Source organism: Gordonia sp. PS3, from assembly GCF_041950545.1.
In the GTDB taxonomy this organism is placed as follows: Bacteria; Actinomycetota; Actinomycetes; order Mycobacteriales; family Mycobacteriaceae; genus Gordonia; species Gordonia sihwensis.
On record NZ_CP169524.1, the window covers coordinates 870539 to 893012 of the forward strand.

28 protein-coding genes are annotated in these 22474 nt (G+C 67.3%); 18 read left to right on the top strand and 10 right to left on the bottom strand.

Annotated elements, in window-relative coordinates:
- The first annotated feature begins 178 nt into the window (after positions 1 to 178).
- From ACE11G_RS03900 to ACE11G_RS03915, 4 genes are read left to right on the top strand one after another with little or no spacing between them, the layout of a single operon-like run.
- Entirely contained in the window at positions 179 to 589 is a 411-nt protein-coding gene (locus tag ACE11G_RS03900; RefSeq protein WP_006895604.1) for a molybdopterin-binding protein, read from the top strand.
- Positions 589 to 1347 (top strand): molybdate ABC transporter substrate-binding protein, encoded by a 759-nt coding sequence (modA, locus tag ACE11G_RS03905; protein WP_006895603.1) that lies wholly within the window; start codon positions 589 to 591, stop codon positions 1345 to 1347. Before ACE11G_RS03900 ends, modA begins: the two co-directional genes overlap by 1 nt.
- 46 nt (positions 1348 to 1393) lie before the next feature.
- Complete coding sequence (locus tag ACE11G_RS03910; RefSeq protein ID WP_045537156.1) at positions 1394 to 2179, top strand: ABC transporter permease; 786 nt, start codon at positions 1394 to 1396, stop codon at positions 2177 to 2179.
- A complete protein-coding gene (locus tag ACE11G_RS03915) occupies positions 2176 to 3309 on the top strand; it encodes a sulfate/molybdate ABC transporter ATP-binding protein (protein ID WP_375003752.1) in 1134 nt (377 codons plus the stop codon). The genes ACE11G_RS03910 and ACE11G_RS03915 overlap by 4 nt, the downstream gene beginning before the upstream one ends.
- Here ACE11G_RS03915 and ACE11G_RS03920 read toward each other — a convergent pair.
- The 6 genes from ACE11G_RS03920 to ACE11G_RS03945 are packed head-to-tail and all read right to left on the bottom strand — an operon-like array spanning position 3277 to position 11714.
- Positions 3277 to 3606 carry a cupin domain-containing protein gene (locus tag ACE11G_RS03920; RefSeq protein WP_006895600.1) on the bottom strand — a complete coding sequence of 110 codons (330 nt, stop codon included), beginning with the start codon at positions 3604 to 3606 and terminating at the stop codon, positions 3277 to 3279. The genes ACE11G_RS03915 and ACE11G_RS03920 overlap by 33 nt on opposite strands.
- The gene (locus tag ACE11G_RS03925; RefSeq protein ID WP_062365881.1) at positions 3603 to 4838 is read right to left on the bottom strand and encodes an MFS transporter; all 1236 of its coding nucleotides are present in this window, start codon (positions 4836 to 4838) and stop codon (positions 3603 to 3605) included. The genes ACE11G_RS03920 and ACE11G_RS03925 overlap by 4 nt, the downstream gene beginning before the upstream one ends.
- The gene (narI, locus tag ACE11G_RS03930) at positions 4839 to 5585 is read right to left on the bottom strand and encodes a respiratory nitrate reductase subunit gamma (protein ID WP_045537162.1); all 747 of its coding nucleotides are present in this window, start codon (positions 5583 to 5585) and stop codon (positions 4839 to 4841) included.
- Positions 5582 to 6289: a nitrate reductase molybdenum cofactor assembly chaperone gene (gene narJ / locus ACE11G_RS03935; RefSeq protein ID WP_045537163.1), complete on the bottom strand. Its 708-nt coding sequence runs from the start codon at positions 6287 to 6289 to the stop codon at positions 5582 to 5584. Before narJ ends, narI begins: the two co-directional genes overlap by 4 nt.
- Entirely contained in the window at positions 6286 to 7962 is a 1677-nt protein-coding gene (gene narH / locus ACE11G_RS03940; protein WP_062365880.1) for a nitrate reductase subunit beta, read from the bottom strand. Before narH ends, narJ begins: the two co-directional genes overlap by 4 nt.
- Entirely contained in the window at positions 7962 to 11714 is a 3753-nt protein-coding gene (locus ACE11G_RS03945) for a nitrate reductase subunit alpha (protein WP_045537167.1), read from the bottom strand. Before ACE11G_RS03945 ends, narH begins: the two co-directional genes overlap by 1 nt.
- A 412-nt stretch (positions 11715 to 12126) precedes the next feature.
- Between ACE11G_RS03945 and rpsH the strand changes: the two genes are divergently transcribed.
- From rpsH to map, 9 genes are all read left to right on the top strand, one after another.
- Entirely contained in the window at positions 12127 to 12525 is a 399-nt protein-coding gene (gene rpsH, locus ACE11G_RS03950) for a 30S ribosomal protein S8 (protein WP_006895594.1), read from the top strand.
- Positions 12526 to 12538: 13 nt separating this feature from the next.
- Positions 12539 to 13075, top strand: a complete 537-nt coding sequence (gene rplF, locus ACE11G_RS03955) for a 50S ribosomal protein L6 (protein WP_045537169.1) — start codon at positions 12539 to 12541, stop codon at positions 13073 to 13075.
- Positions 13076 to 13078: 3 nt separating this feature from the next.
- The gene (gene rplR / locus ACE11G_RS03960) at positions 13079 to 13477 is read left to right on the top strand and encodes a 50S ribosomal protein L18 (protein WP_006895592.1); all 399 of its coding nucleotides are present in this window, start codon (positions 13079 to 13081) and stop codon (positions 13475 to 13477) included.
- Positions 13478 to 13514: 37 nt separating this feature from the next.
- Positions 13515 to 14159: a 30S ribosomal protein S5 gene (gene rpsE, locus ACE11G_RS03965; protein WP_006895591.1), complete on the top strand. Its 645-nt coding sequence runs from the start codon at positions 13515 to 13517 to the stop codon at positions 14157 to 14159.
- A gap of 3 nt (positions 14160 to 14162) precedes the next feature.
- Complete coding sequence (rpmD, locus tag ACE11G_RS03970; protein WP_006895590.1) at positions 14163 to 14342, top strand: 50S ribosomal protein L30; 180 nt, start codon at positions 14163 to 14165, stop codon at positions 14340 to 14342.
- A gap of 2 nt (positions 14343 to 14344) precedes the next feature.
- Positions 14345 to 14785 carry a 50S ribosomal protein L15 gene (gene rplO / locus ACE11G_RS03975; RefSeq protein WP_006895589.1) on the top strand — a complete coding sequence of 147 codons (441 nt, stop codon included), beginning with the start codon at positions 14345 to 14347 and terminating at the stop codon, positions 14783 to 14785.
- A gap of 215 nt (positions 14786 to 15000) precedes the next feature.
- Entirely contained in the window at positions 15001 to 16332 is a 1332-nt protein-coding gene (gene secY / locus ACE11G_RS03980) for a preprotein translocase subunit SecY (RefSeq protein ID WP_006895588.1), read from the top strand.
- Positions 16329 to 16877, top strand: a complete 549-nt coding sequence (locus tag ACE11G_RS03985; protein WP_006895587.1) for an adenylate kinase — start codon at positions 16329 to 16331, stop codon at positions 16875 to 16877. The genes secY and ACE11G_RS03985 overlap by 4 nt, the downstream gene beginning before the upstream one ends.
- Before the next feature lie 7 nt (positions 16878 to 16884).
- Positions 16885 to 17679, top strand: coding sequence for a type I methionyl aminopeptidase (gene map, locus ACE11G_RS03990; RefSeq protein WP_006895586.1), 795 nt, complete (start codon positions 16885 to 16887; stop codon positions 17677 to 17679).
- Between the two features lie 182 nt (positions 17680 to 17861).
- Here the strand turns inward: map and ACE11G_RS03995 are convergent, their stop codons facing one another.
- The 4 genes from ACE11G_RS03995 to ACE11G_RS04010 all read right to left on the bottom strand — a co-directional run bounded on the left by ACE11G_RS03995 (position 17862) and on the right by ACE11G_RS04010 (position 20208).
- Entirely contained in the window at positions 17862 to 19127 is a 1266-nt protein-coding gene (locus ACE11G_RS03995) for a glycosyltransferase 87 family protein (RefSeq protein ID WP_006895585.1), read from the bottom strand.
- Positions 19128 to 19191: 64 nt separating this feature from the next.
- Complete coding sequence (gene dtd / locus ACE11G_RS04000; RefSeq protein ID WP_006895584.1) at positions 19192 to 19644, bottom strand: D-aminoacyl-tRNA deacylase; 453 nt, start codon at positions 19642 to 19644, stop codon at positions 19192 to 19194.
- Between the two features lies 1 nt (position 19645).
- Positions 19646 to 19810, bottom strand: coding sequence for a hypothetical protein (locus tag ACE11G_RS04005; RefSeq protein ID WP_156150438.1), 165 nt, complete (start codon positions 19808 to 19810; stop codon positions 19646 to 19648).
- Positions 19807 to 20208, bottom strand: a complete 402-nt coding sequence (locus ACE11G_RS04010) for a phage holin family protein (protein ID WP_045537174.1) — start codon at positions 20206 to 20208, stop codon at positions 19807 to 19809. Before ACE11G_RS04010 ends, ACE11G_RS04005 begins: the two co-directional genes overlap by 4 nt.
- 204 nt (positions 20209 to 20412) lie before the next feature.
- On the opposite strand from ACE11G_RS04010, the gene infA reads away from it, so the two are divergent.
- The 5 genes from infA to rpsD all read left to right on the top strand — a co-directional run bounded on the left by infA (position 20413) and on the right by rpsD (position 22442).
- Entirely contained in the window at positions 20413 to 20634 is a 222-nt protein-coding gene (gene infA, locus ACE11G_RS04015) for a translation initiation factor IF-1 (protein WP_005187701.1), read from the top strand.
- 107 nt (positions 20635 to 20741) lie between these two features.
- Positions 20742 to 20855, top strand: a complete 114-nt coding sequence (gene rpmJ / locus ACE11G_RS04020; protein WP_009679193.1) for a 50S ribosomal protein L36 — start codon at positions 20742 to 20744, stop codon at positions 20853 to 20855.
- Positions 20856 to 21026: 171 nt separating this feature from the next.
- Complete coding sequence (rpsM, locus tag ACE11G_RS04025) at positions 21027 to 21395, top strand: 30S ribosomal protein S13 (protein ID WP_006895582.1); 369 nt, start codon at positions 21027 to 21029, stop codon at positions 21393 to 21395.
- Entirely contained in the window at positions 21395 to 21802 is a 408-nt protein-coding gene (rpsK, locus tag ACE11G_RS04030) for a 30S ribosomal protein S11 (protein ID WP_006895581.1), read from the top strand. The genes rpsM and rpsK overlap by 1 nt, the downstream gene beginning before the upstream one ends.
- Positions 21803 to 21836: 34 nt before the next feature.
- Positions 21837 to 22442 carry a 30S ribosomal protein S4 gene (rpsD, locus tag ACE11G_RS04035; protein WP_006895580.1) on the top strand — a complete coding sequence of 202 codons (606 nt, stop codon included), beginning with the start codon at positions 21837 to 21839 and terminating at the stop codon, positions 22440 to 22442.
- Positions 22443 to 22474 lie beyond the last annotated feature (32 nt).

The following is a 22474-nucleotide window of genomic DNA, read 5'->3' on the forward strand; positions in this document are numbered from 1 at the left end:
GGACTCCGGTCCGCACGCAAAGGCATGGCCTCAGCCTATCGGCTCGGGATCGGTCGGGTGCGCAGCCCGGGAGCGCAGGCGCCGGTCGCGGTCGGCGGAGGGCCCGGGCGATCGCGAGTCCTCAGATGCGCACCGCAAGGCGAGCGAGCTGCCGCAGATGCGTATAGATTCAGTCGTTATGACCGTGTTTCGGATTCGGCAAGCCGCGGACCTCCTCGGCGTCAGCGACGACACCCTCCGCAGATGGATCGAACAGGGCCGGATCGCATCGGGGACCGACGACTCGGGCCGCGCCACTGTCGACGGTGCCGACCTCGCAGGCTTTCTCGCCTCCGCGGAATCGGGGCGCCACGATCCGGTGACGCGCGGCACCAGCGCCCGGAACCGCTTCGTCGGGATCGTCACACATGTTCAGTCCGACCCGGTGATGAGCCAGGTGGAGATGCGCAGCGGCCCGCACCGGGTGGTGTCGCTGATGTCGACCGAGGCGGTGAGGGAACTCGGATTGGAAGTGGGCTCCCTTGCGACCGCGACGGTCAAAGCGACGGCGGTGGTCGTGGAGACCCCGTCGGGAAGGAGTGCCGTCTGATGAAGAAGTTCGTGGCCGCAGTGCTCGGACTGATGCTGCTGGTAGCCGGATGCAGCAGTCAGGAGCAGGCGTCGGCCGGTGCCTCGGCGCCGATCAGGATCTTCGCCGCGGCCTCGCTGCAGGGATCGTTCGACGAACTGGCCAAGTCCTTCACCGCGGCGCACCCGGAGTACTCGGTGGCGCCGATCGTGTACGACGGCTCGCAGGCCCTCGCGACCCAGATCGTGGAAGGCGCCGACGTCGACGTCATCGCCTTCGCGGACCAGTCGAGTCTCACGCCGGTCACCGACGCCGGTGTCACCGACGCGGGCACCGTCTTCGCGACCAATACGATGCAGATCGCCGTCGCGCCGGGCAATCCGAAGCACGTCACCAGCCTGGCCGACCTGACGAAGCCCGGAGTCACCACCGTGCTCTGCGCTCCGGAGGTGCCCTGTGGCAAGGCCTCGCGCAAGCTGCTCGCCGCCGCGCACGTCGACGTCTCGCCGGTCAGCGAGGAGACCAACGTGACCTCGGTGGTCAACCGCGTCGAGGCGGGCGAGGCCGACGCCGGTCTGGTCTACAAGACCGATGTGGCCGCCTCGAACGGCAAGCTGATCGGCATCACTCCCGCCGACGTTCAGGTCGCGGTCAACCGTTACCCGATCGCGGTGTCGAAGAAGGCTCCGTCGCCGGCGGCCGCCGCTGCCTTCACCGCCTACGTCCTCTCGCCCGCGGGACAGAAGATCCTGGCGAAGTACGGTTTCGGCGCGCCGTGACCGGTTCCCGGCCCGAGGCCGCCACGTCGCCACCGAGGCCCCGGTGATGCTGCCGAAGGCGCTGTACGTGCCCGCGCTGGTCGCGCTGGCTCTGTTGGTCGCGCCCATCGTCGGGTTGATCTCGCGGGTGCGGTGGGAGACGCTCGGCGCCGACCTCTTCTCGTCGGCATCGCTGACGGCACTGTGGCTGTCGCTGGTCACCGCGGCCTGTGCGACCGCCGCGTGCGCTGTGATCGGCACCCCGCTGGCCGTGGTGATCGCCCGCGCGCCGCAGCGCTGGGCGTCGGTGCTGCGCGCGACGGTCCTGATCCCCCTGGTGCTGCCGCCGATGGTCGGCGGACTGGCGCTGCTGTCGTTGCTGGGTCGGTCGGGGCTGGTCGGCAAGCCGGTGTTCGAGGCGACGGGCTACAGCCTGCCGTACACCACCGCCGCGGTGGTGGTGGCGCAGACTTTCGTCGCCATGCCGTTCTACGTCATCGCGGTCGAGGGTGCGCTGCGAACCGCAGGCGACGGCTACGAGCAGATCGCCTCGACCCTCGGAGCCGGCCGTTGGCGCGTGCTGTCGCGGATCACGCTTCCGCTCGTGCTGCCGGGTCTGGCCGCCGGTGCGGCGCTCGCCTTCGCACGCGCGCTCGGCGAGTTCGGGGCGACGGCACTGTTCGCGGGGAACTCTCCGGGCGTCACCCGGACCATGCCTCTGGCCATCTACACCGCCTTCAACGGGGTGGGCGTCACGCAGGATTCGGCGGTCGCGCTCTCGTTGCTGTTGCTGGTGAGTACCGCGGTGATCGTGCTCGGGCTGCGGTCGTGGCGAACGGACGCGGTCCGGTGAGCGGGCAGCCGCTCACCGCGCGCATCGAGATCCGCCGAGCGCAGTTCACCGTCTCGGCCGCGTTCGAGGTGCCGGGCGGGGAGTGCCTGGCGGTACTGGGACCGAACGGTGCGGGCAAGTCGACGCTCCTGGGCGCGCTGGCGGGTCTCATCCGGCCGACCGCGGGCGAGATCCGCCTGGGTGGACGAGTCCTCGACGGCCGCGGCCACGTCCCGCCCGAGCAGCGCAGAGTGACCTTGCTCGAGCAGAAGCCCCGGCTCTTCCCGCACCTGTCGGTCGTCGACAATCTGGCCTTCGGGCCGCGTGCCCAGGGCCGATCCCGGCGGCAGGCGCGCGCGGTCGCTGAGGGCTGGCTCGATCGGATCGGTCTGCCCGATGCGGGCGGGTGGAAGCCGCATCGCCTCTCGGGCGGCCAGCAGCAGCGGGTCGCGATCGCCCGCGCGCTCGCCGCCGAACCCGAGGTGCTGCTGCTCGATGAGCCCTTCGCCGCGCTCGATGCGGCCAGCGCTCCGCAGATCCGGCGGATGCTCTCCGACGAGCTCGCGCGCACGGCGACCACCAGCGTCCTGGTGACACACGAGTTGGCGGACGCGTGGCAGTGGGCGAGCCGGTGTCTGGTGATCGAGTCGGGCACCGTCGTCGAGGAGACGACGCCGGCGCAGATGGCCGCGGCGCCGGCTCATCCGTTCAGCGCAGCCCTGGCTGGATACGCGGTGGTGCACGGCGTCTGGAGTGAGGGCGCCCTGGTGACCGGGGACGATGTGCTGCCGGCGGTCGCGGTCGAGGACGTCGCGGACGGGGCCCGGGCGTTCGGGATCGTGGTTCCGCACGAGGTCACGGTGTCCCGGACGTCGGGCGCGGTCCGGAGCCGGGTGCGTTCGGTGTCGGTGCACGCGGGCCGGGTACTCGTCGAGAGCGACGGAGGTCTGGTGGCGCAGACTCCGGTGGGTGTGGTGCCGCCGGGTGTCGGAGAACAGGCGTGGTTCACCCCGACCGGGATGCGGGTTCGGCGCTTGCGCACGCCCGATGAGATTTCGGCTCCCGGACGGGGCTGTGAGCCCCGTCCGGGAGCCGAAATCTCCGCCGGCCCGCCGAGGTCAGCGCAGGGCGACGGTCAGCAGGACCGCTGAGTCGTCGTCGGCGACCAGTCCGTGCCGGGTCGGGGGAATATCGGTGAGGGCGCCGGCGCCCCCTTCCCAGTCGCCGTCCTCACAGGTCAGCCGAACGCGGCCATGGAGGACCTGGAGGGTCGCCTCGCCGGGACTCTCGTGGTCGGACAGTTCGGCGCCGGCGCGAAGCGCGATCACGGTGTGCCGCAGCCGGTGGTCGCTGTGACCGCGCACCGTGCGTCCGGCGCGGCCGGAGTGCGCTTCGCGCGCCTCGGACAGGAGTTCCTCGACCACTTCGGGTAACGACACCGCGCTCATGCCGCCGCCTCCGCCCGCTCACGCTCGGCCTCACTCTTCGGGATGCCGAAGACGGTGAACAGACACGCCGCCGCCGCGAAGGCCACCAGGAGCCCGAGGCCGATCGTGTACGAGTGCTCCACCGCGTTGTAGGTCGCGCCCATCACCAACGGCGGGAAGAAGCCGCCGAGGCCACCCGCCGCACCGACCAGGCCGGTGACCGCGCCCACGCGTGCGGGCGGTGAGGCCAGCGACACCCAGGCGAAGACCGAACCCGATCCCATGCCCATCATCATCGCCATCAGGATGAAGTCGACCGCGGCCAGCCCGCTGCCGAGGTCGGGCTTGGTCATCATCCACACGGCCAGCACTGCGGCGCCGCCGCACGAGATCGCGGTGATGATCCGCGGCCCGAACTTGTCGGAGAGTGCACCGCCGACCGGTCGCATCACCACCGCTGCGATGGCGAATCCGGCGGTGCGGGCGCCGGCCGACTTCAGGTCGGTGATGTCGTAGACGTCGTTCAAGTACGTCGGCAGGTAGGTGGAGAAGGCGACGAATCCGCCGAACGCCGCCGCATACAGGAAGGACATCTGCCAGGTGATCGGCAGCTTGAGAGCGCCGACGAGCTTCGGCACCGCCGACTCGGTGTTCGGCTCCCACGCCGGGGCCTCGCGCATGAACATCCAGCAGGCCACCGCGACCACCACCAGCGCCACCGCGATGATGATGTGCGTGGGGAAGTAGCCGAACCATTCGCGGAACCGCGGCGTGAAGAACGCCGAGAGCGCCGTCCCGCCCATCCCGGCGCCGAAGACGCCGGTCGCGAAACCGCGGCGACTGGGTTCGTACCAGCTGTTCAGGAACGGGATGCCGACGGCGAAGGTGGTGCCCGCGATGCCGAGGAAGAAGCCGATCACCAGCAACATCGGGTACGACTTCAGCTCACCGGCCACCGCCACCAGAATCACGAAGGGCGCCGAGATCAGCAGCAGCGCGGTGAACATGATGCGGCCGCCGTAGCGGGGCGTCAGCACGCCGACGACGATCCGGCCGAGGGAGCCGACGAGGATCGGCACCGCGACGAGCACGGACTTCTGCGTGGAGTCGAGATCGAGTTCGTTCGGTCCGGCGTAGAACACGCCCAGCGGAGCGATCAGGTTCCAGGCCCAGAAGCTGATCGCGAAGGCGACGGTGGCGAGAACGAGATTGCGGGTCTGGGCCGATTTGTCGATTGTCACGGGCGCGGTCATTCAGTCACGGTCCTTCACACCGATGGGAGCCCAGCCGCGGCGGCTCGGCGCGTTGCCCGGGGCCGGGCGCGTGTCTTTGCTGCGGTAGACGATGTACGGGCGGAACAGGTAGTGGATGGGAGCGGTGAAGATGTGGACCAGCCGCGTGAACGGCACCAGCATGAACATGACCATGCCGATCACGACGTGGATGTGGAAGCGCAGTGGGGCCGCCTCCATCGAGGAGATGTCGGGCTGGAAGTAGAAGACCGAGCGGAACCACGGGGAGACGGTCTCGCGGTAGTTCACGCCCTCGCCGTGGGGATCGATCATGCCGACGAGGGTGATGTAGCTGCCCGCGATCAGCGCCGCGACCAGGACCGCGTACATCAGCTTGTCGTTGCGCGTCGTCGCCATGAAGACCGGACCGGTGGTGCGCCTGCGATAGATGAGGATGCCCACCCCGAGCAGCGTCGCGGCGGCGGCGATGATGCCGCCGACCGCCGCCACCCAGTGGTACATCGTCTCGGTGATCCCGACCGCGTCGGTCCATGACTGCGGGATCACCAGACCGATGGCGTGGCCGGCGATCACCGCGAGGATCCCGTAGTGGAACAGCGGCGAACCGAACCGCAGCAGCCGGGACTCGTAGAGCTCCGACGAGCGGGTGGTCCAGCCGAACTTGTCGTACCGGTACCGCCAGATGGTTCCGCCGATCACGCTGATCAGCGCGATGTACGGTAGGACGCCCCACAGAAAGATGTTCATCGGTATGCCTCTTCGCCGGAGTCGGTGAAACCGTTGCTGGTGAAGTCGTCGGTGGTGAACAGGGGAAGCAGTCGCGCGTCGTACGGCTCGAGGCCGACGGTCTCGACGGCGCGCTCGGGACCGGCCATCGCGAGTGCGGATGCGCGGTCGGGCGGCGACTGTCCGGGCAGTGTCGCGCACACCGCCGCCAGAACGTCCGCGTACGGGGAGCCGGCGTCGACCAGCGACAGGCGGATCAATTCGAGGGACGGACGGTTCTCGGTCAGGACCTGAACGCCGCGTTCGGGGTCCGCGAGCGCCGCGAACTCCAGGACCACCGGCAGGTGGTCGGGCAGTTCGCCGTGCAGATCCACCACGAATCCGCTGTCGCGGTAGAGCTGTTTGAAGTCGGTGAGAACCGATCCGCGACGCCGTGTGTCGCCGGCCGACCAGTAGGACAGGTACAGCGTCTGCTTGCGCGAGAGATCGAAGACGTCGGTGTAGTGCTGCGCGAGTTGCGAGGGGTCGGCCGATGCGGCGTGATCGAGGAACCCGCGCAGGGCGTCGGCGGACTCACCCGCGGCCGTCTCGTCGAGCGCCGACCTCATCAGGTCGATGCGGCCGAAGAACTCGGCGTCGGGGTAGCCGAGACTCCACGCGGCGATCTGATGCACCACGCGGGCATCGGTGCGCGCGGCGGCACGTCGGCGGGGCAGCAGCCTCATGATCCGGACCCGTGTTCGGCGGACTGCTGCGGGAACATGCCCTCCGGGACGCCGTTTCCGTCCCAGTTCAACAGGTTGGTCCGACCGCGCAGAGTCGCGTCCCCGGCGGGCATGTCCGTGGTCTGCCGCTGCTTGAGCGCCTGGAAGGTCTCCACCGACACCGGGATCGGCCGGCCGCTGGCCTCGCCGAAGGAACCGGACTCGTACATGCCGGGTCCGCCCTCCTGATCGAGGGAGCAGGCCATCTCGTCGAGCTTGACGGCCTGCTCGTGATGGGCGGTCGGAATCACGTAGCGCTCGTCGTACTTGGCGATCGCCAGAAGCCGGTACATCTCGTAGACCGATTCCTCGGTCATGCCGACCGAGCCCGGGATGAGCGGGTTGGTCTCACGGCCGAGGTTGACGTCGCGCATGTACGCGCGCATGGCGGCCAGTTTCCGGAGCACGTCCTCGACGACGCCGGTGTCGCCCGCGGTGAACAGTTCCGCGAGATACTCCACGGGGATGCGCAGAGAGTCGATGGCGCCGAAGAGATTGCCGTGATCCTCGCCGTCGTGTCCCTGCTCCGACAGCAGGTCGACGATCGGCGACAGCGGCGGGATGTACCAGACCATCGGCATCGTCCGGTACTCCGGATGCAGGGGCAGTGCCACCCGGTACTTCTTCGCGAGCGCGTACACCGGCGACCGGCGCGCGGCGTCCATCCAGTCGTCGGGGATCCCCGCGGCGCGGGCCTGCGCGATCACCTCCGGATCGTCGGGGTCGAGCATCAGATCGAGTTGGGCCTCGTAGAGGTCCTTGTCGTCGGGAACCGACGCCGCCGCGGTCACGGCGTCGGCGTCGTAGAGGAAGATGCCGAGGTACCGGAGCCGTCCGACGCAGGTCTCCGAGCACACCGTGGGCTGACCCACCTCGATGCGCGGATAGCACAGCGTGCACTTCTCCGCCTTGCCCGAGCGGTGGTTGAAATAGATCTTCTTGTACGGGCAGCCGGTGATGCACTGGCGCCAGCCGCGGCAGCGGTCCTGGTCCACCAGGACGATGCCGTCCTCCTCGCGTTTGTAGATCGCACCGGACGGGCACGACGCCATGCACGCCGGATTGAGGCAGTGCTCGCAGATGCGCGGAAGATAGAACATGAAGGTCTGCTCGAAGGAGAACTGGATCTTCTCCTCCGACTCCTTGCGGATCTTCTCGACGATCGGGTCCAGATCGCCGTACTCCGTCGACCCGCCCAGGTTGTCGTCCCAGTTGGCCGACCACGTGACCTTGGTGTCCTCACCGGTGATCAGCGACTTCGGCCGTGCGACCGGGAAGTCGTCTCCCAGCGGGGCGTTCACCAGCGTCTCGTAGTCGTAGGTCCACGGCTCGTAGTAGTCGCTCAGCGTGGGCTGGACCGGGCTGTGGAAGATGGTGAAGAGCTTCTGCAGGCGCCCGCCGGTGCGGAGCCGCAGATCGCCCTTCTTATTGAGGTGCCATCCGCCCTTCCACTGCTCCTGGTCCTCGTACCGCCGCGGATATCCCTGGCCGGGACGGGTCTCGACGTTGTTGAACCACACGTACTCGGTGCCCGCACGGTTGGTCCACGCCTGCTTGCACGTGACCGAGCACGTGTGACAGCCGATGCACTTGTCGAGATTCATCACCATCCCGACCTGAGCCATGACTCGCATCAGTAGGTCACCTCCTGGCTGCGCTTGCGGATGGTCGAGACGATGTCGCGTTGATTGCCAGTCGGCCCGAGGTAGTTGAACGCGTACGTCAGCTGCGCGTAGCCGCCGATCAGATGTGAGGGCTTCACCAGCAGACGGGTCGCGGAGTTGTGGATGCCGCCGCGGCGGCCCGTGGCCTCCGACTTCGGGACGTCGATGGTCCGCTCCTGGGCGTGGTGGACGTAGCAGACCCCGACCGGCATGCGGTGGCTGACGATGGCGCGTGCGACGTAGACGCCGTTGGCGTTGACGCACTCGATCCAGTCGTTGTCGTGCACATCGATCGACGCCGCGTCCTCCGGCGACAGCCACGCGGTGGGACCGCCGCGCGAGAGCGAGAGCATGAACAGGTTGTCCTGGTACTCGGAGTGGATCGACCACTTGTTGTGCGGCGTGAGGTAGCGGACGGTGATCTGCTTGCTGCCGTCGGGGCCGAGCTTCGGTTCGCCGAACAACCGATGCATGTCGAGGGGCGGCCGGTAGATCGGCAGCGCCTCCCCGATGTCGAGCATCCAGTCGTGGTCGAGGTAGAAGTGCAGACGCCCGGTGAGCGTGTGGAAGGGTTTGTCGCGCTCGATGTTCACGGTGAACGGCGCGTACCGTCGTCCGCCGCTCTCCGAACCCGACCACTCGGGTGAGGTGATGACCGGCACCGGTGCCGACTGCGTGTCGGCGAAGGTGATGCGCTTCTCCTCCGAACCCTCCGCGAGATCGGCGAGGCGCTTGCCGACGCGGCGTTCGAGTTTGGTGAAGCCGTCCACGGCCAGTTCGCCGTTGGTGGTACCGGAGAAGGTCAAGATCGCTTCGGCGAGCTTGGCGTCGGTGTCGATGGCGGGACGTCCGACGCCCGGTCGGTCGAAGTCCGGCCCGCTCGCGCCGTCGCCGGGCCGGGGCGGCATCACTCCGTTGGACGCCGCCAGTTTGGGGATCTGCGAGGCGATGTCGTAGTTGACGTCCTTGACGGTGAAGCCCAGCTTGTCGGCGAGCGGCCCCACGGTGGCCAGCTTGTCGGCGATGGCCGTGTAGTCGCGTTCCACCACCTGGAACGAGGGCATGTTCGCGCCGGGCATCGCCGGTGCGCCGTCGCGCCAGTCCACCACCCGGCCGTGCGGCTGCGCGGTCTCGCCGGGGGTGTCGTGCTGGGCGGCGGTGGCGACGAGGTCGTAGCGGGTGCCCAGGTGGGTCCGCGCCTGCCGGGACAACTCTGCGGCCAGCAGGTGGAACAAGTCGAAGTCGCTCTTGGCCTCCCACGGCGGATCGATCGCCGGACTGAAGGCGTGGACGAACGGGTGCATGTCGGTGGAGCTGAGGTCGTGCTTCTCGTACCAGGTCGCTGCGGGCAGCACGATGTCGCTCAACAGCGTCGTCGACGTCATGCGGAAATCAGCAGACAGCAGCAGGTCGAGCTTGCCCTCGGGCGCCTGCTCGTGCCACTTCACCTCCCGGGGCCTCGGGGCCTCGGGATTCTCGCTGCCGAGCACGTTGTGATGGGTGCCGAGCAGGTGGCGCAGGAAGTACTCGTCGCCCTTGGCCGACGAGCCGAGCAGATTCGACCGCCACAGCACCAGCGTGCGCGGCCAGTTCTCAGGTGCGTCGACGTCGCTGATCGCCGGCGTCAGCCCGCCGTCGACCAGCTTCCCGGCCACGTACGACGCGGGATCGGTCGCGTCTCCCGACTCGACCGCCGAGCGGGCGGCGTCGGCCACGTCGAGCGGGTTGTCGGAGAACTGCGGATAGAAGGGCATCCATCCCAGCCGCGCCGACTGCGCGATGGCGTCGGCGGTGTGCATTCCGTCGAGCGTGCCCGATGACAGCGGTGAGGTCAGGGCCGACGTGGAGTAGCCGTCGTTGCGCCACTGGTCGGTGTGCATGTACCAGTACGAGGTGCCCGGCTGGGTACGCGGGGGACGGGTCCAGTCGAGGGCGTTGGCGAGTGAGATCCAGCCGGTGATCGGACGGCACTTCTCCTGGCCCACGTAATGGGCCCACCCGCCGCCGTTGCGGCCCATGCAGCCGGTGAGGATGAGCATGGCCAGGATCGCCCGGTAGGTGGCGTCACCGTGGAACCACTGGCAGATGCCCGCACCCATGATGATCATCGACCGGCCGCCGGACTCCTCGGCGTTGGTGGCGAACTCCCGGGCGATACGGATCGCGGATTCAGCTGGGACGCTGGTGATCTCGGCCTGCCACGCGGGCGTGTAGGGACTGGAGGCGTCGTCGTAGCCGGTGGGCCACTGGCCCGGGAGGCCATCGCGGCCCACCCCGTACTGGGCCAGCAGCAGATCGTAGACGGTGGTGACCAGACCCCCGCCGAATCGCCGTGCGGGCACTCCGCGGGTGATGACCGAGCCGCTGCCGTCGGGGGCGTCGAAGGAGGGGAACGAGACCTCGACGGCCTCCGCGCCGGTTTCGCCGAGCAGGGTGAGCCGTGGGGTGACACCGTCCAGATCGAGGTTCCACCGGCCTTCGCCGGACGGTGAGTACCGGTCGCCCAAGGTGCCGTTCGGGACCATCGGCTCGCCCGTCGCGTCGTCAATCAGGACCGTCTTCCAGACGTCCTCGGTGGGGCCGCTCGCCGGGTCCGGTCGCAACTCCTCGGAGGTCACGAACTTGCCGGGGACCAGCGTGCCGTCGCGCTCGTCGAGATGGATGAGGAAGGGGAGGTCGGTGTACTTGCGGGTGAAGTCGGCGAAGAACGGGGTCGGTCCGCCTTCTCGGCCGACGTAGAACTCCTTGAGGATCACGTGACCCATCGCCATCGCGAGCGCCGCGTCGGTGCCGGCCTGGGCGGGCAGCCACTCGTCGGCGAACTTGGAATTGTCGGCGTAGTCGGGCGAGACGCTGACCACCTTGGTGCCGCGATAGCGGACCTCGGTCATCCAGTGGGCGTCGGGCGTCCGGGTCACCGGGACGTTGGATCCCCACATCATCAGGTACGACGCGTCCCACCAGTCGCCCGACTCGGGCACATCGGTCTGGTCGCCGAACACCTGCGGGCTGGCCACCGGGAGGTCGGCGTACCAGTCGTAGAACGAGGTCATCACGCCGCCGATGAGCTGTATGAACCGCGTTCCCACGCAGTGGCTCACGATCGACATCGCAGGGATCGGGGAGAAGCCCGCGCAGCGGTCGGGGCCGTAGGTCTTGATGGTGTGGACATGCGCCGCGGCGGCCATCTCGATCGCCTCGTCCCACGTGACGCGGACCAGACCGCCCTTGCCGCGAGCCCGCTGGTAGGAGCGCCGGCGCAGCGGGTCGCCGACCACGTCGGCCCACGCGAGCACGGGATCGCCGGTGCGGCGCTTGGCCTCCCGGTACATCTCCAGGAGCACTCCGCGCGCATAGGGGTGGCGGACCCGGGTGGGCGAGTAGGTGTACCAGGAGAACGAGGCGCCGCGCGGACAGCCGCGCGGCTCGTACTCCGGCCGGTCGGGGCCGACCGACGGATAGTCGGTCTCCTGTGTCTCCCAGGTGATGATGCCGTCTTTGACGTACACCTTCCACGAACACGAGCCCGTGCAGTTCACCCCGTGGGTGGACCGGACGATCTTGTCGTGACTCCAGCGGTCGCGGTAGAAGATGTCGCCCGCACGACCGCCGTCGCGGAAGACCGCGCGTCTGTCGTCGGTCTCATCCCATTTGGTGAAGAAGCGGCCGACGTCCAACAATGCTTGTGCTGCCGGGCCCTGAACCGAGTCAGACGCTGTCATACGGCTCACTGTAAAAAGGGATGTGATGCCGCGCCGGGCGAATTCGGAGGGCGCCGAATTCTCGCGACGCACGGCCGGACGATCCGGGTACGACGGCCATGTGATATGAGGACCAAAGTCTCTAGCCGGACATGCGCGCGCCGCGGGCCAGAGATGAGCTCTCGGCCCGCCGCGGTCGATTTGGGTTCTGCCAGCGCGTTCACTACACTGTTTCAGGTTGCCTGGGTGAAGTGTGCCCCCAGGGCCCACAACTTCATACAGCTTGACGGTGCCGGTGAAAAGCCAATGGCATCTTCAGGCGTTGAACAATGCACAACTATCCACTTCGTGGAAGGCCCACCAGTGCTGATCGGCAGCGATGCCGGTGACACCGCTGTATGGGAACCGCTACGAGAAAGGTTGACGGTCAACCATGACCATGACTGACCCGATCGCAGACTTTCTGACGCGTCTGCGTAACGCCAATTCGGCGTACCACGACGAGGTTTCGCTGCCTTCGTCGAAGATCAAGGTGAACATCGCCGAGATCCTCAAGCGCGAGGGCTACATCACCGACTACCGCGTCGAAGACGCCGAGGTCGGCAAGAAGCTCACCGTGACCCTGAAGTACGGCCCCAGCCGCGAGCGCAGCATCGCCGGCCTCCGCCGCGTTTCGAAGCCGGGTCTGCGTGTGTACGCAAAGTCCACCAACCTGCCCAAGGTTCTGGGCGGCCTCGGCGTGGCCATCATCTCCACGTCGTCCGGTCTGCTCACCGACCGCCAGGCAGCAAACCAGGGCGTGGGCGGCGAAGTCCTCGCTTACGTCTGGTAGGGGAGCGTAGAGAATGTCGCGTATTGGTAAGAATCCCATTGAAATCCCCGCCGGCGTCGACGTCGCGATCGACGGCCAGGACGTCAAGGTCAAGGGCCCGAAGGGCGAACTGAGCCTGACGGTCACCTCGCCGATCGCGGTGGCGAAGGAAGACAACGCCATCGTCGTCACCCGGCCGAACGACGACCGCGAGAACCGTGCCCTGCACGGTCTGAACCGTTCGCTGCTGAACAACCTCGTCGTCGGTGTGACCCAGGGTTACACCACGAAGATGGAGATCTTCGGTGTCGGTTACCGCGTCCAGGCCAAGGGCAAGGACCTCGAGTTCGCCCTCGGCTACAGCCACCCCGTGCCGATCGAGGCTCCGGAGGGCATCACCTTCGCGGTGGAGTCCCCGACCAAGTTCTCGGTCTCGGGAATCGACAAGCAGCTAGTCGGCCAGATCTCGGCGAACATCCGCCGCCTGCGTCGTCCGGACCCCTACAAGGGCAAGGGCATTCGCTACGAGGGTGAGCAGATCCGCCGCAAGGTCGGAAAGACGGGTAAGTAAGCCATGAGTGAAACAGCAACCGTTCGCAAGCCCATCGGCAAGGACGTCTCGACTCGCCGTCGCACCGCGACCAACCGTCGTCACTTCCGCCTGCGCAAGAAGATCAACGGCACCGCCGAGCGTCCGCGCATGGCCGTCAAGCGCAGCAGCCGTCACATCCACGTCCAGGTCATCGACGACCTGACCGGTCGTACCCTGGCCGCCGCCAGCAGCATCGAGGCTGACGTGCGCGCCGCCGGTGGCGACAAGTCGGCTCAGGCCGCCAAGGTCGGCGAGCTCGTCGCAGCCCGCGCCAAGGCTGCAGGCATCGAGGCCGTCGTCTTCGATCGCGGAGGCAAGGCGTACCACGGCCGCATCGCGGCTCTGGCCGACGCCGCCCGCGAGGGAGGACTGCAGTTCTGATGATGACCACCAAGATGATTAACGGAGGCGACCTCTGATGCCCGGACGTCAGCGTGATGGCGGCAACGGACCCGCCGGAAACAACAACAACGACAACCGCGGTGAGCGCCGCGGCCGCGGCGATCGTCGCGACAACCGCAACCGCGAGCGCGAGGAGAAGAACCACCTCGAGCGCGTGGTGACCATCAACCGCGTGTCGAAGGTCGTCAAGGGCGGTCGTCGCTTCAGCTTCACCGCTCTCGTGGTGGTCGGCGACGGCCAGGGCATGGTCGGCGTCGGCTACGGCAAGGCCAAGGAAGTCCCGGCGGCGATCCAGAAGGGCGTCGAAGAGGCTCGCAAGAACTTCTTCCGCGTCCCGCTGATCGCGGGCACCGTGACCCACCCGGTTCAGGGTGAGGCCGCAGCCGGTGTCGTGATGCTCCGCCCGGCCAGCTCGGGTACCGGTGTCATCGCGGGCGGCGCCGTGCGTGCCGTCCTGGAATGCGCCGGTGTCACCGACGTTCTCGCGAAGAGCCTCGGCTCGGACAACGCGATCAACGTCGTCCACGCCACGGTCGCCGCACTCAAGATGCTGCAGCAGCCTGAAGAGGTCGCTGCTCGTCGCGGGCTGACCGTCGAAGAGGTCACCCCCGCCGGCATGCTGCGCGCACGCGCGGCCGCCGCAGCGAACAAGGGAGCATAAGCCATGGCTGAGCTGAAGATCACCCAGATCAAGGGCACCATCGGTACCAAGAAGAACCAGCGTGACAGCCTGCGCACCCTTGGGCTCAAGGGCATCCGCCAGACGGTCACCCGCGAGGACACCCCGATCAACCGCGGCCTCATCAACGTGGTTCGTCACCTCGTGACAGTCGAAGAGGTTTAGTCATGACCATCAAGCTGCACCACCTTCGCCCCGCTCCGGGCGCGAAGACCGAGAAGACCCGCGTGGGTCGCGGTGAGGGCTCCAAGGGTAAGACCGCCGGTCGCGGCACCAAGGGCACCAAGGCGCGCAAGAACGTTCCGGCCCGCTTCGAGGGCGGCCAGATGCCGATTCACATGCGCCTGCCGAAGCTGAAGGGCTTCACCAACCGCAACCGCGTGGAGTACCAGGTCGTCAACGTCGGCGACATCTCGCGGCTGTTCCCGGAGGGCGGCACCATCGGCGTCGCCGATCTGGTCGCCGCGGGCGCCGTCCGCAAGAACCAGCTCGTGAAGGTTCTGGGCGACGGTGAGCTCACCGTGAAGGTCGACATCACCGCCGACAAGTTCACGGGCTCCGCCAAGGAGAAGATCGCCGCTGCCGGCGGCACCGCGACGCAGGCCTGAGCCTTCGCCGCATGCAGAACTGCCGAACCGGTCAGGTGTTGCGACGCACGACTATTGAGTCGTTGCGCCGCTCACCTGACCGGTGGCGGTTCTGGGGCTGTTAAAGTTTCACCGAGGGCGTCCGGCTGAGGACGCCCCGGTCATTTCCGAGTCGACCGCCAATGCACGATGAGGCGCACGTGCCCACCGAGTCTGCGGTGCTATAGGAGGAGTTAGTGCTTTCCCCCCTCGTGGCGACCTTCAGGACGCCCGACCTGAGGAAGAAGATCTTCTATGTCCTCGGCATCCTCATCCTGTACCGTCTCGGCACGACGCTCCCGTCGCCCGGCGTGGACTTCAAAGAGATCGAAAGCTGCGTCGATGCGGCCAGCCGCGGCGACTCGGGCCAGATCTACTCGCTGATCAACATGTTCTCCGGCGGCGCACTGCTGCAGCTGTCGGTGTTCGCGATCGGCATCATGCCGTACATCACGGCCAGCATCATCGTTCAGCTGCTCACCGTCGTCATCCCTCGGTTCGAGCAGCTGCGAAAAGAAGGCCAGTCCGGCCAGACCAAGATGACGCAGTACACCCGCTACCTCACGGTGGCGCTGGCACTGCTCCAGTCGACGGGCATCGTCGCGCTGGCGGCCACCGGCAACCTCCTGCCGTCGAACGGGGCCGACTGCAACGCAGACGCAATCCTCAACGACACCAGCGTCTTCGGCCTGTCGATCATCGTCCTGGTGATGACCGCGGGCGCCTGTCTGGTGATGTGGTTCGGCGAGCTCATCACCGAGCGCGGTGTCGGCAACGGCATGTCGCTGCTGATCTTCACCGGCATCGCCGCCCGCATCCCGGCTGAGGGCCGGACCATCCTGCAGCAGCGCGGCGGCCTGGCCTTCGGCCTCGTCTGCGTGGCGATCGTGCTCATCCTGGTGGCCGTGGTGTTCATCGAGCAGGGCACCCGCCGCGTGCCGGTTCAGTACGCCAAGCGCATGGTGGGCCGCAAGATGTACGGCGGTTCGTCGACGTACATGCCGATCAAGGTCAACACCGCGGGCGTCATCCCGGTGATCTTCGCGTCCTCGTTGCTGTACATCCCGCAGTTGATCATTCAGCTGACGAACAGCAACGACGGCGAGGCCGCCGGCTGGAAGCTGTGGCTTCAGGACAACCTGATCAACCCGTCCAGCTGGTTCCACATCGTCACGTACTTCCTGCTGATCATCTTCTTCACGTACTTCTACGTCGCCGTCACGTTCAACCCCGAAGAACGAGCCGACGACATGAAGCGGTACGGCGGCTTCATCCCGGGCATCCGCCCCGGCCAGCCGACCGCTGACTACCTGAGCTACGTGCTCAGCCGGATCACGCTGCCCGGCTCGCTGTACCTGGGCATCATCTCGATCCTCCCGAACCTGTTCATGGACATCGGCGGCGGCAGCGCCTCGAACATCCCGTTCGGCGGTACCGCGCTCCTGATCATCGTGGCCGTCGGCCTCGACACGATCAAGCAAGTGAACAGCCAGTTGATGCAACGCAAGTACGAAGGGTTCCTGAAGTGAGACTCGTCATCCTCGGACCGCCCGGAGCGGGCAAAGGCACACAGGCCGAACTGATGTCGGAGGCCCTCGGCATTCCGCACATCTCGACCGGCGACCTGTTCCGCGCGAACATCTCGCAGGGCACCCCGATCGGCGTGGAGGCCAAGAAGTACCTGGATGCGGGCAATCTGGTCCCGCCGGAGATCACCATCAACATGGTCCGCGAGCGGGTCGCGGAGCCGGACGCGGCCAAGGGCTTCATCCTCGACGGCTTCCCGCGCTCCACCGAGCAGGCGGTCGCGCTCGAGGGCATTCTCGACGATCTGTCGACCAAGCTCGACGGCGTGCTGTCGTTCAAAGTCGATACCGACGTGGTGGTGGAGCGGATGCTCGCCCGCGGTCGCGCCGACGACACCGAAGAGGTCATCCGCAACCGCATGGCCGTGTACGACGCGGAGACCGCGCCGCTGCTCGACCACTACGCCGGTCAGGTCACGGAGATCGACGCCGTGGGCTCGGTCGACGAGGTCCACCAGCGCGTGCTCGCGGCTCTCGGCAAGGCCTGATCCACCGGTGGGTTTCCGCAAGCCGAAGGCCGTTCCGTTTCGGAGCGCGGGCGAGCTGGACGCGATGGAGGCGGCGGGCGCCGTGGTCGGCGCCGCCCTCGTCGCTGTCCGGGCCGCGGCCACCGCGGGGATGAGCACCCTGGATCTGGACGAGATCGCCGAATCGGTGATCCGCGAAGCCGGTGCGGTGCCGTCCTTCAAGGGCTATCACGGCTTTCCCGGCTCCATCTGCAGCTCGGTCAACGAGGTTGTCGTGCATGGCATTCCGTCCAAGGACGTGGTGCTGGAGCAGGGTGATCTGGTATCGATCGACTGCGGCGCCATCCTCGACGGCTGGCACGGCGACTCCGCGTGGACGTTCGGCATCGGCGAACTCTCCGTCGCCGACGCCGAACTGAGCGAGGCGACCCGACTCTCGATGGAGGCGGGGATCGCTGCGATGGTCCCCGGCAACCGCCTCACCGACGTCTCACACGCGATCGAGAACGGGACGTACGCGGCGGCCGCGAAGTTCGGCCGCGAGTTCGGGATCGTCGCGGGATACGGGGGACACGGCATCGGTCGGGAGATGCACATGGACCCGTTCCTGCCCAATGAGGGCAAGCCGAATCGCGGGCCGCGGCTCGTGGTCGGATCGACTCTGGCGATCGAACCGATGCTCACCCTCGGCACGGCGGACACCACGGTGCTCGAGGACGACTGGACCGTCGTCACCGACGACGGCTCGCGGTCGGCCCACTGGGAGCACACGGTCGCCGTCACCGAGGACGGTCCGCGAATCCTCACTCCGCGCCCCGCCTGACGCGTAGTCACCTCTGACAGTGCCGCCGACCGTTCGGGTCGGCGGCACAGTCGTCTGGTCAGTGGTTTCGACACGCTCGGCGCCAGGGCGCCTCGCGGCTCAACCAGCGGGCGGGTGGGCACCGGCTCCGGTCTTTATCGCTGGTTGGGCGAGCGGTCCTGTCGCTGGTTGAGCGAGCGGTCCTATTGCTGGTTGAGCGAGCGCAGCGAGTCGAAACCCCCGTCACACCCGCTGCGACCGGCGTCGGCATCGCAGACCTCCACCGATGCGGTCGACCGCCAGCGCGCCGCACCGACGGCGAGCACGACGAAGGTGAACCACACGTACGCGTCGCCGACGATGCTCTGCCACCAACTCCAGCCGAGTTCGGTGTCGTGACCGCTCGGCAGGAGCCAGTGCGGGCCCACTGCGAAGATCACCGCCGCCAGAACGGTGGCGGCCACGAGCATCCCTCCGAAGCGTCTGGTCCAGATCGCGTAGACCGCGATCAGAAGCGCCGGCGCCACCCAGGTCCAGTGATGCGACCAGCTCACCGGGGACACGAGCAGTACCGCTGCGGCGTTGACCAGCAGCGCGGTGGCCTGCTGCCCGGCCGCCAGGAGGCGGCTCATCCAGACCGCGGCGAGCACGACGGCGACGACCGACAGGACGAGCCACGCGGCGGTCGAGACACTGTCGCTCATGCCGAACCGGAACACTGCGCCCTTGATCGACTGATTACCCGCGTAATAGGCCGCGCCGATGCGTTCGGTCTCGCCGAGAGTGTGAAACCAGTACTTCGCCGAATCGGCGGGCATCACGAGCCAGGCGACGGCGACGGCGCCGACCGTCCCCGCGACCATCGTCGCCGCCCCGCGCCAGTCGCGGCGAAGGAGGAAGTAGAGCAGGAAGCCTGCCGGCGTGAGTTTGATCGACACCGCGATGCCGATGAGGAGCCCGCGGGGCCACTTCGGATTCCGGCAGAGGACGTCGAAGGCGATCAGCGCCATCAGGACGGCGTTGATCTGTCCGTAGCTCAAGGTCTGCCTGACCGGTTCGACGAACTCGGCGATCGCGGTTGCGCCGATCACCAGTGTGGCGCGGTCGATTCGGTCCAGCTTCGGTGCGAGCCGAGCCAGGACCAACCAGAGCGTCAGTGCGACCGCCGTGAGGGTCAGCGCGAACATCACGGCGTCCGCGGCGAACGTCGGCAGCATCGCGAGCGGACTGAAGACGATCGCCGCCAGCGGGGGATAGGTGAACGGCAGGGCGTGCCCGTCCACCAGAGGCGTGGGGCCGTACAACGACTGACCGTCGAGCCACAGCCGTGCGCCCATCCGGTACACGTGCAGATCCAGGTAGCTCTGCCAGCGAATGCCGATGACCGTGCTCAGCGCGAGAAGCGCCACTGCCAGGCCGAGAAGGCGACCGTGCCGGGCGGTGATCGTTCGGCTCAGCGGGTTCGGCACCGCGTCAGCGTATCAGCGCCGCGGGGGAGTGGATCGAGCCGAGGCGGCGGGCGGTGTCGCCGATCTAGACGTCGAGGATCAGCGTCACCGGGCCGTCGTTGACCAGATCGACGTGCATGTGCGCGCCGAAGCGTCCGGTCTCGACGGTCGCGCCGAGCGCGCGCAGGGCGTCGACCACCTCGTCGACCAGTGGTTCGGCGACCGGACCCGGGGCGGCCGCACTCCACGACGGTCGCCGGCCCTTGTCGGTGTTCCCGTACAGCGTGAACTGGCTGATCACCAGGATCGGGGCGTTCAGATCCGCCGCCGAGGCCTCGCGGCGGTCGTCACCTCCGTCGAGGATCCGCAGACGCCAGATCTTGTCGGCGAGCTTGGCCGCGGCGGCCCGGTCGTCGTCGTGGGTGACGCCGACCAGTGCGACCAGACCGAGTGCCCCGCCGGACAGGTCGAGGGCGCCGACGGTCTCACCGTCGACGGTGACGGACGCGGAACTGACGCGCTGGATCACGGCCCGCATGTCAGAGCAACTCGTACACGCCGGACACCGATGCGCCGACCCGCCGTTGGCCCCCGGCGCCTGCCGAGGCTCCCATCGCCGCGACACCGAGGTCGATCCGCAGTCCATGGCAGCGCGCGGACGTCTCACCGAGGCCGCAGACCGCCACGGTGCGGCGCTCACTCACAGATTCTCGACGCTGTCGCGCATCACCATGGCCGTCAGCCATCCGACCACCGAGACGACGATCGCGCCGAAGATCGCCGCCCAGAAGAAGCTGTCCACCACGAGACCGTGGTGGAAGACGTTGTGGGTCAGCCAGCTCGTGATCTCCAGCATCAACGCGTTGATGATGATGTGGATGAGGCCGAGCGTGAGGATGTACAGCGGAATCGAGAGGATCTGGATGATCGGCTTGATGAAACCGTTCACGAGCCCGAAGACCACCGCGACGAAGAAGACGATGCCGACCTTCGCCCACCACGACTCGATGTCGCCGAACTCGAAGTGGACGCCGGGGACGATGAGGGTGGCGATCCACAGGGCCACGCCGGTCAGGGCGCTGCGGATGAGGAATGCACGCATGCCTCCAGTGTGGCACGCCGTTTGGAACGAACGCCGCAACTGGCGTAGACTCGATCGTCGGTGCGTCGTGCGGTCACGCATGCCCACGCCCGGTGCCTCACAGCACCGGACCGGGGTGACCGTTCGATAACGCCACCGTAGCGGATAGACGAAGCTGGAGTCGGCGGACACGGTAAGGCCGGTCGCCGGAGAATCGCGGAGGATATGGCGAAGAAAGATGGGGCCATTGAGGTCGAGGGACGCGTAGTCGAGCCCCTGCCCAATGCGATGTTCCGCATTGAGCTGGAGAACGGACACAAGGTCCTCGCCCACATCAGTGGCAAGATGCGGCAGCATTACATCCGCATCCTGCCTGAGGATCGAGTCGTCGTGGAGCTCTCGCCCTACGACCTCGGCCGCGGACGCATCGTCTACCGGTACAAGTAACCCTCGTACGGGCGGTGCCGGAGCGATGCGTCGCTTCGTGGTGCCCGGACACCGTGCTGCCGAGTCCTACGGCGGCACGCCACAGGAGAACAAAGGGAGAAGCTGACGTGAAGGTCAAGCCGAGCGTCAAGCCGATCTGCGAGAAGTGCAAGGTGATCCGCCGTAACGGTCGGGTCATGGTGATCTGCGACAACCTGCGTCACAAGCAGCGTCAGGGCTGATCAGCTTCTTCAGGTCGCTTGAAGACACATAACTGAACATCGTTATCGAAGAACTCCCAGAACCAGCATTCGCAGACGCGCGGATGCCGACCCCCGGCGCAGAGGCCGGGGCCCGGCGCAGAGTCCGGGGCGGGCTGGGAGCAGACCTCTGAATATGTAAGGAATCGCCACATGGCACGTGTTGCAGGTGTGGATCTCCCCCGCGAGAAGCGGCTGGAGATCGCGCTCACCTACATCTACGGGGTGGGTCGCACCACCTCGAAGGAAATCCTCGCCGCCACCGGCCTCTCGGCCGATCTGCGCGCCAAGGACCTGACCGACGCAGACGTCGCGAAGCTCCGCGAGTACATCGAGTCCTCGGTCAAGGTCGAGGGTGACCTGCGCCGCGAGGTGCAGGCCGACATCCGTCGCAAGATCGAGATCGGCTGCTACCAGGGTCTGCGCCACCGTCGCGGCCTGCCGGTCCACGGTCAGCGCACCAAGACCAATGCCCGTACTCGTAAGGGCCCGAAGAAGACCATCGCCGGGAAGAAGAAGTAATGCCCCCCAAGTCACGTAGCGCAGGCCCGAAGAAGGGCACCCGTCGTCGCGACAAGAAGAACGTTCCGCTGGGCCACGCCCACATCAAGTCGACGTTCAACAACACCATCGTCTCGATCACCGACCCCGAGGGCAACGTGATCAGCTGGGCCAGCTCCGGCCACGTCGGCTTCAAGGGCTCGCGTAAGAGCACCCCGTTCGCCGCGCAGCTCGCTGCCGAGAACGCTGCCCGCAAGGCGCAGGAGAACGGTGTCAAGAAGGTCGATGTGTTCGTCAAGGGACCGGGTTCGGGTCGCGAGACCGCCATCCGGTCGCTGCAGGCCGCCGGCCTCGAGGTCGGCACCATTTCCGATGTGACCCCGCAGCCGCACAACGGCTGCCGTCCGCCCAAGCGGCGCCGGGTCTAGCGGGACCCGGAATAGAGACAGAAGGAAGTAGAACATGGCTCGCTATACCGGCCCCGCAACCAAGAAGTCCCGTCGTCTTCGCGTCGATCTGATCGGCGGAGACCAGGCGTACGAGCGTCGCCCGTACCCGCCCGGCCAGCACGGTCGCGCGCGGATCAAGGAGACCGAGTACCTGCTCCAGCTGCAGGAGAAGCAGAAGGCCCGCTTCACCTACGGCGTCATGGAGAAGCAGTTCCGCCGCTACTACGAGGAAGCCAACCGTCGCTCGGGCAAGACCGGCGACGTGCTGCTGCAGATCCTCGAGTCGCGTCTGGACAACGTCGTGTACCGCGCCGGACTGGCCCGGACTCGTCGTCAGGCCCGCCAGATGGTCAGCCACGGCCACTTCACCGTGAACGGTGTTCGCGTGGACGTGCCCAGCTACCGCGTCAGCCAGTACGACATCATCGACGTCCGTCCGAAGTCGCTGCAGACCACGCCGTTCCAGATCGCCAAGGAGACCCTGGGCGATCGTCCGACCCCGGCCTGGCTGCAGGTGGTTCCGTCGACTCTGCGCATCCTCGTGCACTCGCTGCCCGAGCGCGCACAGATCGAGGTTCCGCTCACCGAGCAGCTCATCGTCGAGTACTACTCCAAGTAGTCTCACCCGAGCTTTCGCGAAACCTACTGAGC